The sequence below is a fragment of the Rhodobacter sp. Har01 genome (assembly GCF_020564565.1).
In the GTDB taxonomy this organism is placed as follows: domain Bacteria; phylum Pseudomonadota; class Alphaproteobacteria; order Rhodobacterales; family Rhodobacteraceae; genus Pseudogemmobacter.
Map to the genome: position 1 here is coordinate 207,630 of NZ_JAJCTD010000004.1, position 15,753 is coordinate 223,382.

Here is a 15,753-nt window from a genome sequence, read left to right on the forward strand (position 1 = left end):
ATCACGGCCGGCGCCAGACCCTCAAGGCCGTGTCGCGGATGCGCCCGCGCGTCGCCTCGCCATCGACCCACAGCACCGCCGCCACCACGCCCAGGGCAAGGAGAGGCTTCCAGAACGGCAGGTAGGCCTGCAGCAGCGCCCAGACGTCCAGCGTCAGCGCCTGCCCCGCCAGCCACAGCAGCCGACTGGCCGCCGCCCCCGGCCCGGCCTCGACCAGCGCCGCCGCCACCGGCCACAACGCCGCCACCAGCGCCAGCAGCATCAGCGCCCGGTTGCCCAGCCGCCGCCGCTGCACCAGCTGCGCCACCGCCGCCTCCTCGGCCGGATCACGGACCAGGTCGGTCGGCGCCGCCGCGTCCCAGCCGCCCGGATGGCTGCAGACCCGGAACCCCTCGGGCAGGAACAGCGGCGCATAGCCCTCGGCGCCGATCCGCATCTTCTCCAGCACCGAGGCATCCAGCACCGGCGTGCCGCCGTGCTGCGGCCCGCCTGCCTTGGGGCGCGGGTCGTAGCGGTAGCCGACCTTGAAGCCGCCCCGCGAATCGTTGATCAGCGCCTGCGGATAGCCGCTGGCCACCAGCCGCTGCAACTCGGGCTCGTCCCATTCCAGGCCCTCGTCGCGCGCGGCGCTGGCGATCCAGTCCAGCGCATCCATCGCCACCGCGTCGTCGGGATAGCCGCCGCCCACGTCGGAATGCGCCCCCGCGAACCACGGCTCGCGGATCACCGTCGGCGCCTCGGGGGTGCCGGCGTGCGACTGGTCAAAGCGCAGCGGGTGGAAGGTCAGCCGCTCGTCGTCCAGCGACAGCGGATGGTCGGCGCGGTCGACGATGCCGGCGCATTGCGTGTTGCGGAAGGTGATCGGCCAGATCGCCCAGCTCCAGACCACGCGCAGGAACTCGAACGGAAAGCCGTAGGCCTCGACGGTGTCGAAGACCCCCATGTAGCGCACCCGCACCGCGCCCGCCTGCCGCTCCTCTGGCATCGCGGCCACCACCTCGTCATGCGTCCGCTGCCCCAGGGACCGCCGCTTCGCCGCGATCAGCCGGTCGCGCAGCCACCGCCCCGCCGCGATATGCGGCAGCATCGCCAGCCTTCCGTCCTGCATCAGCGGCGCCGTCGCCGCGCGATAGGCATACCAGGCGCCCATGCTGTTGCGCGCCATCTCGGCCTCGCTGACCGTACGGCCGTCAATCTCTCGGGGCATCAGACCCTGAAAGCGCAGCATTCCCGCCAGCGTCCGCACCGTGAACGAGCCGCGGGAAAACCCGAACAGGAAGATCTCGTCGCCCGGCCGCCAGTTCCAGCACAGGAACCGGTACAGCTTGCGCACGTTGGCCGGCACGCCGAAGCCCGTTGCCCCGTCCAACATGCGGATCAGCGCCACCGACGAGGTGCCTACCCCCGGGATGTAGCGCGCGATCTGCGGCCAGTCCGAATCGCCGGGGTGCTTCAGCAGCAGGCTGTACAGCCGCCAGACGTTGGATTCCTGCTGCCGGAAGGCGCTGCCGGTGCCATCGGCAAAGACGACGATCCGCCGGCCCGCCACCGGCCCCATCTGTGTGCCCGAAGTCTCTGGTCCGTGATCCCGTTCCATCGCACTCTCCCGTTGTGGTTGCAGTGTGCCACCGGGCCGGCCGCAAAGGCAGGTAAAAATCCGCGAAATCCGCGTACGGCGGGCAAAAACGCGCTGTTGGGGGCTGTCTGGGGCTGTCGGGGATGGTACCGCCTCCCCGGCTCGAACGGGGGACCCCCAGATCCACAATCTGGTGCTCTAACCAACTGAGCTAAGGCGGCACTTCGCGGGCACATAGCGCCAAGGCCGGCACGATGCAAGCCTCAGAGCATGATTTCCCAATCCTGATCCACGACCTTCTGGCCATAGGCCTCGGCCGGGCGCGAGCGGACAAGCCGCCAGCCGTTCCTGGCGTAAAGAGCGCAAGCCGCGCGGTGGCTTTCGTGGGTCCAAAGGACCATGCGGCGGTAGCCCGCCCCCCGCGCGAAGGCAAGGCAGGTGTCGTGCAGCCGCTGGCCCAGGCCCAGGCCGCGGGCTTCCGGCAGCAGGATGAACAGCCGCAATCTTGCCACCGCGTCCGCTTCTTGCATGCAGGATATCGTGCCCAGCCGCTGGCCCGCGCTTTCCGCGATCCAGGCACATTCGCGCGCCCTGTCGTCGCGGTCCAGAAACCCGGCCAGGAGGCGCGCGACCAGGGCCTCGAAGCGCTGGTCATAGCCTTCGTCGCGCGCATAGAGCGCGCCGTGCGTGCCGATGATCCAGCCGGCATCGCCCGGCCCCAGCGGGCGGATCACCGCCGCCGCACCCGACGGCTCCAGCACCCGCCGCGCCGCATCCAGCGCCCCGGCCAGCGCCGCTTGCCGTGCGGGCTGGGGGATCAGCGCCGCAATCGCCGCCCGCGACTGCGCGTCGAGCCCGTCCAGCAGCGCCCGGCCCGCCGGGCTGAGGCTGAGCAAATGCCGCCGGCCGTCGGCCGCGTCCGCGTGCCGCACCACCACGCCTTCACGCATCAGCCGCGCCAGCATGCGCGACAGTTGCGCCTCGTCGAGTCCCAGGCCCAGCGCCAGCGCCCGCGCCGTCAGCGGCGCCGCCGCCCCGATCTCGTGGATCAGCCGCACCTCGGCCAGACTGCGCCCCGACGGCAGACAGGTCCGCCCGACCAGGCCAAGAGCCCGGGTGTAGAAGCGGTTGAACTCGCGAATCCGGTCGATGGCATCCATGGCCGCATCCTGCGCCGGCGCTTGACCAAGTCAAGCATCGCCCTCTGGACAGCGCCGCCCCCCTGCGCTAGCCAAGGCGCATGGGCATCAACTCGACCAGCGACATCGCCGCGAACCTGCAGATCGGGCCGACCGACGCGGGCATGGTGCGGATCTATGTCGAGGCCGAGGGCGGCATCGAACTGCCGCTGGACTTTGATCCCGAGGAAGCCGAGGACATCGCCGAGGAACTGCGCGCCGCCGCCGAAGCCGCGCGCGCCGTCGCCGAGGGCAAGGCGCACCGGCGCTAGGACGAAAAGATTTCCGCGCGGAATTCGCCCGGCTCAGACGCCGGCGGCCATCGGATCGCGCAGCGCCTGCAACCGCAGCGCCGCCTGGCGGGCAAAGGCCTGGGTCATTGCCTTCCGCCTTGCCGCCGCCAGCGGCGTCTCTGGTGCCATCCGCAGGATTTCGGCATCATAGGCATCGGCAAGGATCAGACCCGTCGCCTCGGGCAACAGGTCCGAGGGGAAATCGGCATCCACCGCCCAGAAGAAGCGGTCGCAGAACTCCAGGTAGCCCTGCCACTTGCGGTCGGCGCGGAAATCCTCGCGGCAGGACTTGCATTCGACGACCCACAATTCGCCCTTCGGACCCAGCGCCAGCAGGTCCGCCCGCAGGCCCGTCGCCAGAGCCATCTCTTCCACGCAGGCAAATCCCAGAGCGCGCAAGCCCCGCGCCACGCCGCGCTGGAGTCGCTGCCCGGGCAGCGCAGGAAGGATGTCGGTTGCCTGATCCATTGCCAATTCATGAACCAAACGTGAACATCTGTCCAGTCCCGCTGTCAGGCGCCTTGCGGCAGGCGGAGCGACCCCCTACATCTGCAGGTGGCGGGTGCTGCTCTTCGCGTGCAGGGGTCAATTTTCCAGTGGCCGATAAGCAAGCGAACGGGGGCTGGCTCTGCCGGGGTTCTGGCCCCGGTATCTGGCGCCCACCTGAGACCTCTGGCTCTCGGGAAAACCAAGACGTCCCACGGCTGCTGCGGGCCCGCCACCCTTTCCGGACAGGACGGATCAGCGGCGGCGCTGCCCGGCCTTCGGCGCCGGGGCGGCCACGCGCACCGGAGCGGGAATGGCGTGCTGGCGCAGCCCGCCTTTCGGGCCGCTGTCGTCCTCGGCCATCAGCATCACCCGAAGGCCGAACTGCACCCCGGCGAAGATGATCCCGTTGAACACCACCAGCATGGCCAGTGCCACCAGCCCCATGTCAGACCCCAGGATCAGCCGCCCGACCCCCATGACATCCTGCCAGACCATCACCCCGGCGAAGACCGCCGCAAGCGCAAAGCCGATGGCGACAGACTGGATATACAGGCGGATCAGCTGGGGCACGACGAAAACCTCCAATGGACTGCTTCCAAGCTAGGGCGCAAGACGCAGGCTGTGAAGCCCCAATCTGGAAGAATTCCAGGCTGCGGGCCGGGACGGATCAGAAGCTGATCACCGTGGTGTCGGCATCGATCCGTTCCCCGGCCATGGCCGCGGGCGAGGCCGGGGGCAACCGCGTCGGTCAGCAGCTCGAAGCCGGCGCCCCTGTCGGGCAGGCAGATGGCGCAGTCCCGGGCCTTGATGCCGTTCTTCGCGATCATCGTCTGCAGCAGGCCCTGCGGGCTGCCGTCCTTGGGCGGCTGGCCTGTGGTGGTGGTGGCGCTGGCCGGAGCCTCCTTCAGCGCGATGTCGGCAGCCGGGCCGCGCAGCAGGATATGCGCTTCGGCCCCCTTGCCGATGGCATTCATGGTCAGGATCATCGCCACCTGCCGGGTCTGCGGTTCTGCCGCCGTCAGGATCGCCACCCGCTTGCGCGGCCCCTTCGCCGCGGCGGAACGGGCGGCCAGGCACAGGGCCAGGGTCGGCTGGGCTTGCTTCCTGGCTTTCCCACGGGGAACGGGCACAAGCCGGAGGGCTTTGCGCTTGCCAGCCGGTGACGCCGCCCATGCCGGCCTGGCCGCCGGCAATCCTTCAGGACGCGAACACCGCCGGCTTGCGATTGCGACAGCCGGCAGCCCGCCCTGCCGCCAGGGCCGGCAGGAATGGCATCCGGGCGGTTGCCCAGCCGGCCGGGCCATTTCAGATCCGGGCGGCTGACCGTTCCGCGGGCAGGGCCGCAACCCGTTGATTCCCTGTGACCTGCCTGGTGTCTTGGGATGGCCCCCGCGCAATCCCTTGCGCGACCCCCGCCCCATGCTAGCTTCCCAGCCATGGCGCCGGACCTGCTTACCCTTACGCCCCAAGGCCTGTTCTGCCCCGCCGGGGGGTTCCACATCGACCCCTGGCGCCCGGTCGCCCGTGCCCTGGTGACACATGGCCACAGCGACCATGCCCGCCCCGGCCATGCGGCCTACCTCACCACCCCGCAGGCCCTGCCGGTGATCCGCCACCGCCTTGGGCCGATCACCGCCGAGTCGCTGCCCTACGGCCAGCCGCTTGCCATCGGCCCGGTCACCGTCTCGTTCCACCCGGCCGGCCACGTCCCCGGTTCGGCCCAGGTCCGGGTGGAACACCGCGGCGAGGTCTGGGTCGTCTCGGGCGACTACAAGACCGAGGCCGACGGCCTGGCCGAACCCTTCGCCCCCGTCCCCTGCCACGCCTTCATCACCGAATGCACCTTTGGCCTGCCGGTGTTTCGCTGGCGCCCGCAGCCGATGGTGATCGCCGACGTCGCCGCATGGTGGGCCGCGAATGCCAGGGCCGGGAAAACCTCGCTGCTGGCCGCCTACAGCTTTGGCAAGGCCCAGCGGTTGCTGGCGGCGCTGCCTCCGCTGGGGCCCATCCTGACCCACGGCGCGGTCGAGGAGATCAACCAGATCCTCCGCGCCCAGGGCTACCCGCTGCCCGCCACCACCCGCGTCACCCCCGAGATCACGGCAAAGACCCACCCCGGCGCGCTGGTCCTGGCGCCGCCCTCGGCGCTGGCCACCCCCTGGGCGCGCCGCTTCGAGCCGGCCGAGGAGGCCATGGCCTCGGGCTGGATGGCCGTCCGCGGCATCCGCCGCCGCCGCGGCCTGGGCACCGGCTTTGCCCTGTCGGACCACGCCGACTGGGACGGCCTGCTGACCGCGGTCAAGGCCACTGGCGCGCCTCGCATCCGCGCCACCCACGGATACACCGTTCCCTTCGCCCGCCACCTTTGCGACCTGGGCCTGCAGGCCGATACCCTGCAGACCGAGTTCACCGGCGACGACACGCCGGGAGACGGAGCATGAAGGCCTTTGCCACCCTGTTCGCCGTGCTGGACGCAACCACCTCGACGGCCGGCAAGACCGCTGCGCTGGCCGACTACTTCCGCACCGCCCCTGACGCAGACAAGGTCTGGACCATCGCGCTGCTGTCCGGCCGCCGCCCGCGCCGCGCCGCCACCGCAACCGAGCTGCGGACCTGGGCCGCCGAGGCGGCGGGGCTGTCCCCGTGGCTGTTCGAGGAAAGCCATGCCGTCGTCGGCGACCTGGCCGAGACCATCGCGCTGATCCTTCCGTCCTCTGCGGACATCGCCGGCCTGACCGGGCTGGATGCCGTCATCCGCCGCCTGATCGCCCTGACCGGACAGCCGGCCGAGGCGCGGCGGGCGGCAATCCTGGCGCTTTGGGCAAGCCTGCCGCCGGCCGAGCGGTTCCTGGCGACCAAGCTGCTGACCGGCGGCTTTCGCATGGGCGTTTCGCAGGGCCTGATGACCCGGGCACTGGCGCAGGCGACCGGGCGGGCCGAGGCCGACCTTGCCCACGCGCTGATGGGCGACTGGAACCCGGCGCAGACGGCCTTCGGGGCGCTGGTCTCGGCCCTGGAAACCGGGGCGGGCAGCCGACCCTATCCCTTTGCGCTGGCCTCGCCGCTGGAGGCGGCGGCCGCAACGCTGGGCGACCCCGTCGACTGGCGGGCGGAATGGAAATGGGATGGCATTCGCGGGCAGATCGTCGCCCGGCCCGGCGCCTTTGCCCTATGGAGCCGGGGCGAGGAACTGATCACCGACCGCTTCCCGGAATTCGCGCCGCTGCGGGACCATCTGCCCGAAGGCACCGTCATGGACGGCGAGGTTCTGGCCTGGGACAGGGCGTCCGGCCGCCCGCTGCCCTTTGCGGCCCTGCAAAGACGGATCGGCCGCAAGACCGTGCCGAAGGCGCTGCTGCGCGAGGCCCCGGCGCAGTTCCTGGCCTATGATCTGCTGGAAGCGGGCGGCGAAGACCTGCGCGCACAGCCCTTTGCAGCCCGCCGGGAGGCGCTGGACACACTGCTGGCCGGGCTGCCGCCGGGCCTGCCGCTGGCCGCCTCGCCTCTGGTTACTTTTTATGACTGGGATGCACTTGCCGTCCGCCGCCAGACGGCGCGGGAGGGCGGCACCGAGGGGCTGATGCTGAAGCGAGCGGCCAGTCCTTACCTGGGCGGGCGCAAGCGGGGGGACTGGTGGAAGTGGAAGCTGGACCCCTACAGCATCGACGCGGTCATGCTTTATGCCCAGGCCGGGCACGGGCGGCGGGCCGGCCTTTTCACCGATTTCACCTTTGCGGTGCGCGACGGCGAGGCGCTGGTGCCGGTGGCCAAGGCCTATTCCGGCCTGACCGACGCCGAATTCGCCGAGATCACCGCCTGGGTCCAGCGCCACACGCTGGAGCGTTTCGGCCCGGTGCGCCGGGTGCCGCCGGACCTGGTGTTCGAGATCGCCTTCGAGGGCATCCAGGCCAGCCCGCGCCACAAGAGCGGCATTGCCCTGCGGTTTCCGCGCATGCTGCGGTGGCGGCGCGACAAGCCGGTGGCCGAGATCGACACGCTGGAGGCGCTGCGCGGGCTGCTGGCGGCAGACCGGGGGCTTCGCGCCCCCGGACCCCCGCGGGATATTTGAGGACAGATGAAAGGGGCGAAGGGTTGCGGCCCGCCCCCTGTCGCCCCTAGATGGGGCAAGTGCCGGAACAAAGGATTGCCACGATGACCCTGCCCCTGCCCCGCCCTGTCTTCGATGCGAATGCCACCGGCGGGGGGTTTGGGTCCTTGCCCGAATGGGATCTGACCGATCTTTACAAGGCCCCCGACGCGCCGGAGTTCTCCGCCGACATGGCCTGGCTGGAGAAGGCCTGCGCCGATTTTGCGGCGGCCTACCAAGGCAAGCTGGCCGGGCTGGATGCGGCCGGGCTGCTGAAGGCGGTGCAGGATTATGAGCGGATCGACATCACCGCCGGGCGGATCATGTCCTACGCGGGCCTGCGCTATTACCAGAACACCATGGACAGCGAGCGGGCCAAGTTCATGGCCGATGCCGAGGGCCGGGTGACCGATGCCACCACGGCGCTGGTGTTCTGGAGCCTGGAGTTCAACCGGCTGGACGACGGGCATCTGGCGGGTCTGCTGGCCGCGAATGCCGACCTTGCGCGCTACAAGCCGGTGTTCGACCGGCTGCGGGCGATGCGGCCGCACCAGCTTTCGGACGAGTTGGAGCGCTTTCTGCACGACGAAAGCGTGGTCGGTGCCAGCGCCTGGAACAAGCTGTTCGACGAGACCATGGCAGGGCTGATGTTCGCCGTCGAGGGCGAGGAGGAGGAGCTGAGCCTTGAGGCCACGCTGAACCTGCTGACCGACCCGCTGCGGTCGCGGCGCGAGGCCGCGGCGCGGGCGCTGGCGGCGGTGTTCGAGCGCAACATCAAGCTGTTCGCGCGGGTTCACAACACCTTGGCCAAGGAAAAGGAAATCCACGACCGCTGGCGCAAGATGCCCACCCCGCAATATGGCCGGCACCTGGCGAACCATGTCGAGCCCGAGGTGGTCGAGGCGCTGCGCAATGCCGTGGTGGCGGCCTACCCCAAGCTGTCGCACCGCTATTACCGGCTGAAGGCCAAGTGGATGGGGCTGGACAAGCTGCAGGTCTGGGACCGCAATGCGCCCTTGCCGATCGAGACGCCGAAGACAGTGGACTGGGCCACGGCCGAGCGGACGGTGACCGAGGCCTATGCTGCCTTCGCGCCGGAAATGGCCGATCTGGCGGCGCCGTTCTTCAAGAAGGGCTGGATTGATGCGGGGGTCAAGCCCGGCAAGGCTCCGGGTGCGTTCGCGCATCCGACGGTGACCACGGTGCATCCCTATGTAATGCTGAACTACCTGGGCAAGCCGCGCGATGTGATGACGCTGGCGCATGAACTGGGCCATGGCGTGCATCAAGTGCTGGCAGCGGGGCAAGGCGAGTTGCTGTCGGCCACGCCCTTGACCCTGGCCGAGACGGCAAGCGTCTTTGGCGAGATGCTGACCTTCCGCAAGCTGCTGGAGGCCGCCAGGACCCCGGCCGAGAAAAAGACCCTGCTGGCCGGCAAGGTCGAGGACATGATCAACACGGTCGTCCGCCAGATCGCCTTCTACGACTTCGAATGCAAGCTGCACGCGGCGCGGGCCGAAGGAGAACTGACCCCCGACGACATCAACGCGCTGTGGATGAGCATCCAGGCGCAAAGCCTTGGCGACGCGTTCGAATTCATGGACGGGTATGAAACCTTCTGGGCCTATATCCCGCATTTCGTGCATTCGCCGTTCTACGTCTATGCCTATGCCTTCGGCGACGGGCTGGTGAACGCGCTGTATGCCGCCTACGAGGGCGGGCTACCGGATTTCCAGGCGAAGTATTTCGAGATGCTGAAAGCCGGCGGGTCCAAGCACCACAAGGACCTGCTGGCGCCCTTCGGGCTGGACCTCAGCGACCCGGCGTTCTGGGACAAGGGCCTGTCGATGATTGCCGGCTTCATCGACGAGCTTGAGGCGCTGGAGGCGTAGAGGGACCAGAGCCACTGGGGAGACTGGAGCGGTCAGGCCCGGTTCGTCCGGCGTTCGGCCATCTCGGCGAAATGCGCCAGCATCAGGTCTTCGGCCTGGTCGGCGGTGTTGGCCACGGCATCGGCGCCGGTCGCGGTCAGGATGTCCGGCACCTTCTGGGTGATGCCACCCGCGACCATGACCCAGATGCCGGGCAGGTGCGCCTTCAGCGCCACCACGGTGCGGGCCAGGGGAAGGGTCAGGTCGCTCATCGTGGCGGCCAGCGCGACCGTCATCGGCGCGATGGACTCCAGTCGCTCGACCAATGCCTCGTGGTCGTAGCCGATCAGCAGTTCGATGTCCCAGCCGCGGCGGCGCAGGTCGTCGGCGGTCATCGTCATGCCGATGGTGTGGCATTCGTCGGGGCACAGCGCGAACACCGCGCGCTGGCCGGGAACCTGGTCGGTGACGCGCACGAAGACCTCGCGCAGGTCGCGCAGGATGCGCCAGACCCGGCCCGAAGCGCGCACCACCTCGGGCAGGACGATCTCGTCGCGCGCCCAGGCGGTGCCGATGAGCTTGACCGCGCCGGCCACAAGGCCGTGATAGAGGTCGTCCGCCTTGACCCCTTGCAGACGCGCATCGCGCACCAGCTCTGCGGCCGCGCCGTCGTCCGGCCCCAGCAGGGCGCGGGCCAGCCCGGTCACCCGCTCGGGCGTCACCTGCGTGGTGGCCGACTTCATCTCGCGCGCCTGGGCGGCGACGCGGCGGATCACTTCATGCGCCAGCGCGGTGGTGTTCTCGCCCCCGGCAAGGAACGCTGGCGCGAAGGCCCCGACCTGGCCCCGGTCGGCGCTGGCCGCAGAAGAAGACCTGTCCACCATGTCCGACCTCATTCCCCAGAACGACACCCGAAGCGACCCGAAACAGGAATCGCAAAATCACCGATTCACGCGGCAGAATACCGCCCGTAACTCAGGCACTACAATGAGATATCCGTTGCGACAGCCATCACCCGGTCGATCATTCCCTGCGTCCCGCGCGAGAATTCCAGCGGGCAGGCATAGGCCGCGCCGTCCCGGATCGACCGTCCGAAGGCCTCGACCTGCAGCTTGTAGTGGTTCACCCCGGGGAAGCGATCGGTGACCACGCGGTTGCCCTGGATGTGCAGCTCGGCCTTGGCCAGATCGTTGATGTTGGCGTTGAACGGGCCGCCGTCCACCCGCACCATGCCCGTCGTGCCCTGAATCGTGACGACCTGGCGGTTGTAGGCCCGCATCGAGGTGGTCGAGGCATAGGTGAAGGCCCCGCCCGGACCCTTCATGGTGCCGAAGACATGGGCAAAGCTGTCGATGCCGTTGTCGCGGATCAGCCGGGCCTCGATCCGGTCAGGCTCGGCCCCGGTGACGAAACGGACCGAGCCGAAGGTATAGACGCCGATGTCGCGCAAGCTGCCGCCGCCGGTGTCGGGGCGGTTGCGGATGTTGCCCATGTCGGTCAGACGAAAACTGAACTGGGCGTCGGCATGGACGATCTCGCCGATCTCGCCCGACTGCACCCATTCCTTCGCCCGCTGCCACTGCGGATGATGGACGATCATGTAGGCCTCGGCCACCACCAGGCCCGAGCGGTCGCGGGCCGCGATCAGCCGGTCAACCTCGTCCGCCCGCATCGCGACGGGTTTTTCGGTCAGCACATGCTTGCCGGCGGCGATGGCCTTCAGCGTCCATTCGACGTGCAGGTGGTTCGGCAGCGGGATGTAGACGGCCTCGATGGCAGGGTCGGCCAAGAGCGCGTCATAGCTGGCATGCAGACGCAGGCCGGGGCAGAAGGCCTGAAAGCCCGCCGCCTTGGCCGGGTCGGACGTCGCCAGCGCGGCCAGTTCGGCCCCCTCGGCGGCGTGGATCGCAGGCCCCATGTGCTGCTGCGCGAACCGCGCCGCCCCGAGAATTCCCCAGCGAACCGGCTTCATGCGTCCCCTCCCCCTGATCGACCGAGGCAGCAAAGCCGAAACCGGCCGGTCAATCAACCCGGCGGAAGCGCAGATAGGTCATCAGGCCGAACGGCGGCAGCGCGGTTTCCTCGACCAGCGCCAGCCGCGGTTCGGACAACACCTCGGCGCGGTCGAAGTCGGAATGCCAGCCCAGCGCGTCGGCCAGTGGTGCCGCCAGCCTCTCGATGGCCGCCCAGCCGCCGGTGGTGCGCGCGAAGTGGTTGGCGATCAGCACCGAGCCGCCGCGGCGGCATACCCGCGCCATCTCGGCCATCACCCGGCGCGGTTCGGGCACCACCGACATGATGTGCATGGCGGTGACGTGGTCGAAGCTTTCGTCGGCGAAGCCCAGGCTGCGGGCGTCCATCAGGTGCAGTCCGGCAACGTGGCGCAGCCCGTCGCGGTCTGCCCGCGCCTGCGCCTGCGCCAGCATCTCGGGCGACAGGTCGATGCCGGTGACGGTGACATGCGGCGCATAGCGGCCCAGCGCCAGGCCGGTGCCGACCCCGACTTCCAGAACCGCCCCCCCGGCCGCGTTCACCTGTTGCGCCGCGCGGCGCCGCCCGGCCTCGGTGATCCGGCCGAAGGTGACGTCATAGACCGGGGCCCAGCGACGGTAGCTGCGGGCGATCGCATCTGCTTGCATGCCAATGATTCTCTTGGGATTTCGGGACGCGCAGATAAGCCTGGGCCAGCCCGTCGCGCAACCCCCGGTAGAGGCTTGCGTCAGCGCGCCCGCGCAAGTCCGCGCAGCGCAAGGCCCAGGATCGCCGACAGATAGACCAGCGACAGCGACAGCATGGTGACCCAGGGGTAGGTGATCAGTGCCGCGATCACCGCCACCGCCCCCACCAGCACGAAGGGCGCCAGCGAGGCGGCGACGGTCATGCCCTTCAGGCTGGGCGTGCGGACCCGGCTGATCATCAGCGCGCCGATCCCCACCATCCAGGCCGCCACCACCAGCGCCGGCAGGCGGTAGTCGATCACATGCGACAGGTAGATCGGCAACAGCGCCAGCATCGCCCCGGCCGGCGACGGCACGCCGATGAAGACGGTGCGCTCTGCCGGCTCGGCCTTGCGGCTGCCGACGTTGAACCGCGCCAGCCGCAGCATGCAGCAGACCGCATAGATCAGCACGGCGATCCAGCCCATGTTGATCTCGGCCCGCAGACCCCACAGATACAGGACCAACCCCGGCACCACGCCGAAATTCACGAAATCGCAGAGCGAATCGAGTTCCGCGCCGATCGCGCTTTCGCTTTTCAGCATCCGCGCCAGGCGGCCGTCCAGCCCGTCCAGCGCGGCGGCGAGGGCGACCAGGAAGACCGCGATGGGGATATTCCCGGCCACGCCGAAGCGGATCGCGGTCAGGCCGGCACAAAGCGCCAGGATCGATACCAGGTTCGGCAACAGCTTGAGGATCAGAAGCTGCTGCTCGTCCCGGTCCTCGGCCAGCGGGTCGCTCACCGTCCTACTCCATCCGCGCCGCGCGGGCCGGTGTCGGCTGGCCGACCTCGGCAAGCACCGTCTCGCCGGCGATCATGGTCTGGCCCAGGGCGACCTGCGGGGCCACCCCTTCGGGCAAGTAGACATCCAGCCGGCTGCCGAACCGGATCAGGCCGAAGCGTTCGCCGGTGCGCAAGGCGTCGCCGGGCTTGGTCCAGCAGACGATGCGCCGCGCCACCAGACCGGCGATCTGCACCACCGCGATCTTGCGGCCATCGGCCATCTCGATGGCCAGGGCGTTGCGTTCGTTGTCGGCGCTGGCCTTGTCCAGCGAGGCGTTGAGGAACAGCCCCTTGCGATAGGCGACCGAAGTGACCGTGCCGGCGATGGGCGCGCGGTTCACATGGCAGTTGAACACCGACATGAAGACGCTGACCCGCAACATCGGGTCGGGGCCAAGGCCCAGTTCCTCGGGCGGGACGGCGGGGCCGATCAGGCTGACCACGCCGTCGGCCGGGCTGACCAGCAGGCCGGCGTTCAGCGGCACCGCGCGCTTGGGGTCGCGGAAGAAGTAGTAGCACCAGACCGTCAGGCCCAGCCCGATCCAGCCCAGCGGATCCCAGAGCGCGAACAGCACCAGCGTCGCCACCGCGAAGGCGGCAACGAACTTGTAGCCCTCGGGGTGCATGGGTTTGAGGAAGGTGTCGGTCATCTTCATGTCGAGAACTCCCTTGCACCCGGGGTCGTAGCCGCTGCGCGCGCGGCGGGCAATGACAAAAGGCCGCGTGCGTCCCTGCGCCGCGAACGCGAGCCGCGATTGACGGCGATCAACGACAGCCGCCGGCGCGCGTGCCAGTTTCCCGGGCTGCGGGCAGGAGCTTGGGCATGCGCAGACGGGCGATGCTGGGCCTTGGAGGGGCGGCGCTTCTGGCGCTTGGCGCCGGAACAGCGGCCATCGACTACCGGCACAGCCTGCGGGCGGCCCGGCAGGCGATGCGTGCGGCGGGCACGCCGCGGCAGGTTGAAACCCGGCACGGGCCGCTGGAATACGCCGAGGCGGGGCAAGGTCCGGCCGTCCTGATGCTGCACGGCACCGGCGGCGGCTATGACCAGGGCCTGCTGTTTGCCCGCCGGCTGATCGCGGCCGGGTTCCGCGTCATCGCGCCGTCGCGCTTCGGCTATCTCGGCACGCCCTTCCCGGCCGATCCGGGCCCGGAAGCCCAGGCCGACGCCCTGGCCGACCTGATGCAGACGCTGAAGCTGCCGCGCGCGGCGGTGATCGGAGGGTCCGCCGGGGCGATTCCGGCGCTGGCCTTCGCCCTGCGGCATCCGGGCCGCACAACCGCGCTGGTGCCCGTCGTGCCGGCCAGCTTCGTGCCCGGACGGCCGTCGCCGCCGCCGCCCAATGCCTTTGCGACATGGATGATCGACCGCGGGCTGCGGTCGGACCTGCTGGTCTGGGCCGGGCTGAGGCTGGCCGAAGACCGGATGATCGCCACCCTGCTGGCCACCGACCCCGCATTGGTCCGGGCCGCCTCGCCGGAGGAACAGGCCCGGGTGCGGGCGATCCTGAACGGCATCCTGCCGGTCAGCCTGAAAGTCCAGGGCCTGCTCAACGACGCCCGCTGGGCCGCCGCCCCGCCGGACTTTCCGCTGGCCGCGATCACCGCGCCGACGCTGGCGATTTCGGCCAGGGACGACCGCTTCGGCACCGCCGCAGCGGCCGGGCACATTGCCGCAACGGTGCCGCAGGCCGAGTTGATGATGCTGGAGACCGGCGGTCACGTCTGGGTTGGCCATGACGAACAGGTCATGGCCCGCATCGCCGGCTTCCTGCGGGCGCAAGCCTGAGCTTCAGGCCGGCACCACCATGCCCTTGCCGCGCGCCAGTTCCCGCATCTTGGCCTGCAACTTCTCGAACGCCCGCACCTCGATCTGGCGGATGCGTTCGCGCGACACGCCATAGGCTTCGGACAACTGCTCCAGCGTCACCGGATCGTCGGCCAGGCGGCGCTGCATCAGAACGTCCTTTTCGCGGTCGTTCAGCACGCCCATTGCCTGCGCCAAGAGGGCGCGGCGGGTGTCGAGTTCGTTCTTCTCGGCATAGGCGCCGGCCTGGTCGCTGTCTTCGTCTTCCAGCCAGTCCTGCCACTGCGTCGCGCCTTCGCCGTCGCCGCCCACGGTGGCGTTCAGGCTGGCATCGCCGCCCGACAGACGGCGGTTCATCTCGGTCACTTCGGTTTCCGTCACCGAAAGGTCCTTGGCGATCTGGGCCAGGTTCTCGGGGCGCAGGTCCCCCTCTTCCAGCGCGCCGACCTTGGCCTTGGCCTTGCGCAGGTTGAAGAACAGCTTCTTCTGCGCGCTGGTGGTGCCCAGCTTGACCAGCGACCACGAGCGCAGGATGTATTCCTGGATCGCCGCCCTGATCCACCACATCGCATAGGTCGCCAGGCGGAAGCCCTTTTCGGGGTCGAACCGCTTGACCGCCTGCATCAGGCCGACATTGGCCTCTGAGATCACCTCGGCCTGCGGCAGGCCGTAGCCGCGGTAGCCCATGGCGATCTTGGCGGCCAGACGCAGGTGGCTGGTCACCAGCCGGTGCGCGGCGGCCGGGTCCTGGCGTTCCACCCAGGCCTTGGCCAGCATGTATTCTTCTTCCGGCTCAAGCAGCGGAAACTTCCGGATTTCCTGCATGTAGCGGTTGAGACCCTGCTCCGGGCTTGGTGCGGGAAGATTTGCGTAGGTGCTCATTCGTGCCCCCTTTCAGGCCCCGGTGCCATCAGCCCCCGGGACGCGCGGACCGCGTTACCTATGAATCGC

At 69.5% G+C, this 15,753-nt stretch carries 16 protein-coding genes and 1 tRNA gene; 5 read left to right on the plus strand and 12 right to left on the minus strand.

Features of this window, described 5'->3' with window-relative positions; all coding sequences use genetic code 11:
* Position 1 precedes the first annotated feature (1 nt).
* From LHP98_RS11730 to LHP98_RS19600, 3 genes are all read right to left on the minus strand, one after another.
* Positions 2-1,597 (minus strand): T6SS phospholipase effector Tle1-like catalytic domain-containing protein, encoded by a 1,596-nt coding sequence (locus LHP98_RS11730; RefSeq protein WP_227252722.1) that lies wholly within the window; start codon positions 1,595-1,597, stop codon positions 2-4.
* Between the two features lie 123 nt (positions 1,598-1,720).
* Positions 1,721-1,797, minus strand: a tRNA-His gene (locus LHP98_RS11735).
* A gap of 42 nt (positions 1,798-1,839) precedes the next feature.
* Positions 1,840-2,736 (minus strand): helix-turn-helix domain-containing GNAT family N-acetyltransferase, encoded by an 897-nt coding sequence (locus LHP98_RS19600; RefSeq protein WP_319638945.1) that lies wholly within the window; start codon positions 2,734-2,736, stop codon positions 1,840-1,842.
* A gap of 80 nt (positions 2,737-2,816) precedes the next feature.
* Between LHP98_RS19600 and LHP98_RS11750 the strand changes: the two genes are divergently transcribed.
* Entirely contained in the window at positions 2,817-3,026 is a 210-nt protein-coding gene (locus LHP98_RS11750) for a DUF6324 family protein (RefSeq protein ID WP_227252723.1), read from the plus strand.
* A 33-nt stretch (positions 3,027-3,059) separates the two neighbouring features.
* On the opposite strand, the gene LHP98_RS11755 is transcribed toward LHP98_RS11750, so the two are convergent.
* The 3 genes from LHP98_RS11755 to LHP98_RS11765 form a co-directional block, all read right to left on the minus strand.
* Positions 3,060-3,515 (minus strand): MmcB family DNA repair protein, encoded by a 456-nt coding sequence (locus LHP98_RS11755; RefSeq protein WP_227252724.1) that lies wholly within the window; start codon positions 3,513-3,515, stop codon positions 3,060-3,062.
* Positions 3,516-3,788: 273 nt separating this feature from the next.
* Entirely contained in the window at positions 3,789-4,106 is a 318-nt protein-coding gene (locus tag LHP98_RS11760; protein ID WP_227252725.1) for a hypothetical protein, read from the minus strand.
* On the minus strand, positions 4,094-4,567 hold the full coding sequence (locus LHP98_RS11765; protein ID WP_227252726.1) for a hypothetical protein: 474 nt from the start codon (positions 4,565-4,567) through the stop codon (positions 4,094-4,096). The genes LHP98_RS11760 and LHP98_RS11765 overlap by 13 nt, the downstream gene beginning before the upstream one ends.
* Positions 4,568-4,972: 405 nt before the next feature.
* Here LHP98_RS11765 and LHP98_RS11770 point away from each other — a divergent pair, with 405 nt between their 5' ends.
* The 3 genes from LHP98_RS11770 to LHP98_RS11780 all read left to right on the plus strand — a co-directional run bounded on the left by LHP98_RS11770 (position 4,973) and on the right by LHP98_RS11780 (position 9,515).
* Positions 4,973-5,977 carry a ligase-associated DNA damage response exonuclease gene (locus LHP98_RS11770; RefSeq protein WP_227252727.1) on the plus strand — a complete coding sequence of 335 codons (1,005 nt, stop codon included), beginning with the start codon at positions 4,973-4,975 and terminating at the stop codon, positions 5,975-5,977.
* Positions 5,974-7,605, plus strand: coding sequence for an ATP-dependent DNA ligase (locus LHP98_RS11775; protein ID WP_227252728.1), 1,632 nt, complete (start codon positions 5,974-5,976; stop codon positions 7,603-7,605). Before LHP98_RS11770 ends, LHP98_RS11775 begins: the two co-directional genes overlap by 4 nt.
* An 83-nt stretch (positions 7,606-7,688) precedes the next feature.
* On the plus strand, positions 7,689-9,515 hold the full coding sequence (locus tag LHP98_RS11780) for a M3 family oligoendopeptidase (RefSeq protein ID WP_227252729.1): 1,827 nt from the start codon (positions 7,689-7,691) through the stop codon (positions 9,513-9,515).
* Between the two features lie 32 nt (positions 9,516-9,547).
* On the opposite strand, the gene LHP98_RS11785 is transcribed toward LHP98_RS11780, so the two are convergent.
* From LHP98_RS11785 to LHP98_RS11805, 5 genes are all read right to left on the minus strand, one after another.
* On the minus strand, positions 9,548-10,378 hold the full coding sequence (locus LHP98_RS11785; protein WP_227252730.1) for a B12-binding domain-containing protein: 831 nt from the start codon (positions 10,376-10,378) through the stop codon (positions 9,548-9,550).
* 98 nt (positions 10,379-10,476) lie between these two features.
* Positions 10,477-11,466, minus strand: coding sequence for a Gfo/Idh/MocA family protein (locus LHP98_RS11790; protein WP_227252731.1), 990 nt, complete (start codon positions 11,464-11,466; stop codon positions 10,477-10,479).
* A gap of 49 nt (positions 11,467-11,515) precedes the next feature.
* The gene (locus tag LHP98_RS11795; RefSeq protein ID WP_227252732.1) at positions 11,516-12,133 is read right to left on the minus strand and encodes a class I SAM-dependent methyltransferase; all 618 of its coding nucleotides are present in this window, start codon (positions 12,131-12,133) and stop codon (positions 11,516-11,518) included.
* Positions 12,134-12,213: 80 nt separating this feature from the next.
* Positions 12,214-12,954, minus strand: coding sequence for a CDP-diacylglycerol--serine O-phosphatidyltransferase (gene pssA / locus LHP98_RS11800; protein WP_227252733.1), 741 nt, complete (start codon positions 12,952-12,954; stop codon positions 12,214-12,216).
* Between the two features lie 4 nt (positions 12,955-12,958).
* Positions 12,959-13,651 carry a phosphatidylserine decarboxylase gene (locus LHP98_RS11805; protein WP_227252734.1) on the minus strand — a complete coding sequence of 231 codons (693 nt, stop codon included), beginning with the start codon at positions 13,649-13,651 and terminating at the stop codon, positions 12,959-12,961.
* 167 nt (positions 13,652-13,818) lie between these two features.
* Between LHP98_RS11805 and LHP98_RS11810 the strand changes: the two genes are divergently transcribed.
* Entirely contained in the window at positions 13,819-14,784 is a 966-nt protein-coding gene (locus LHP98_RS11810) for an alpha/beta fold hydrolase (RefSeq protein WP_227252735.1), read from the plus strand.
* 3 nt (positions 14,785-14,787) lie between these two features.
* On the opposite strand, the gene rpoH is transcribed toward LHP98_RS11810, so the two are convergent.
* Positions 14,788-15,684 (minus strand): RNA polymerase sigma factor RpoH, encoded by an 897-nt coding sequence (gene rpoH / locus LHP98_RS11815; protein WP_227252736.1) that lies wholly within the window; start codon positions 15,682-15,684, stop codon positions 14,788-14,790.
* Between the last annotated feature and the right edge of the window lie 69 nt (positions 15,685-15,753).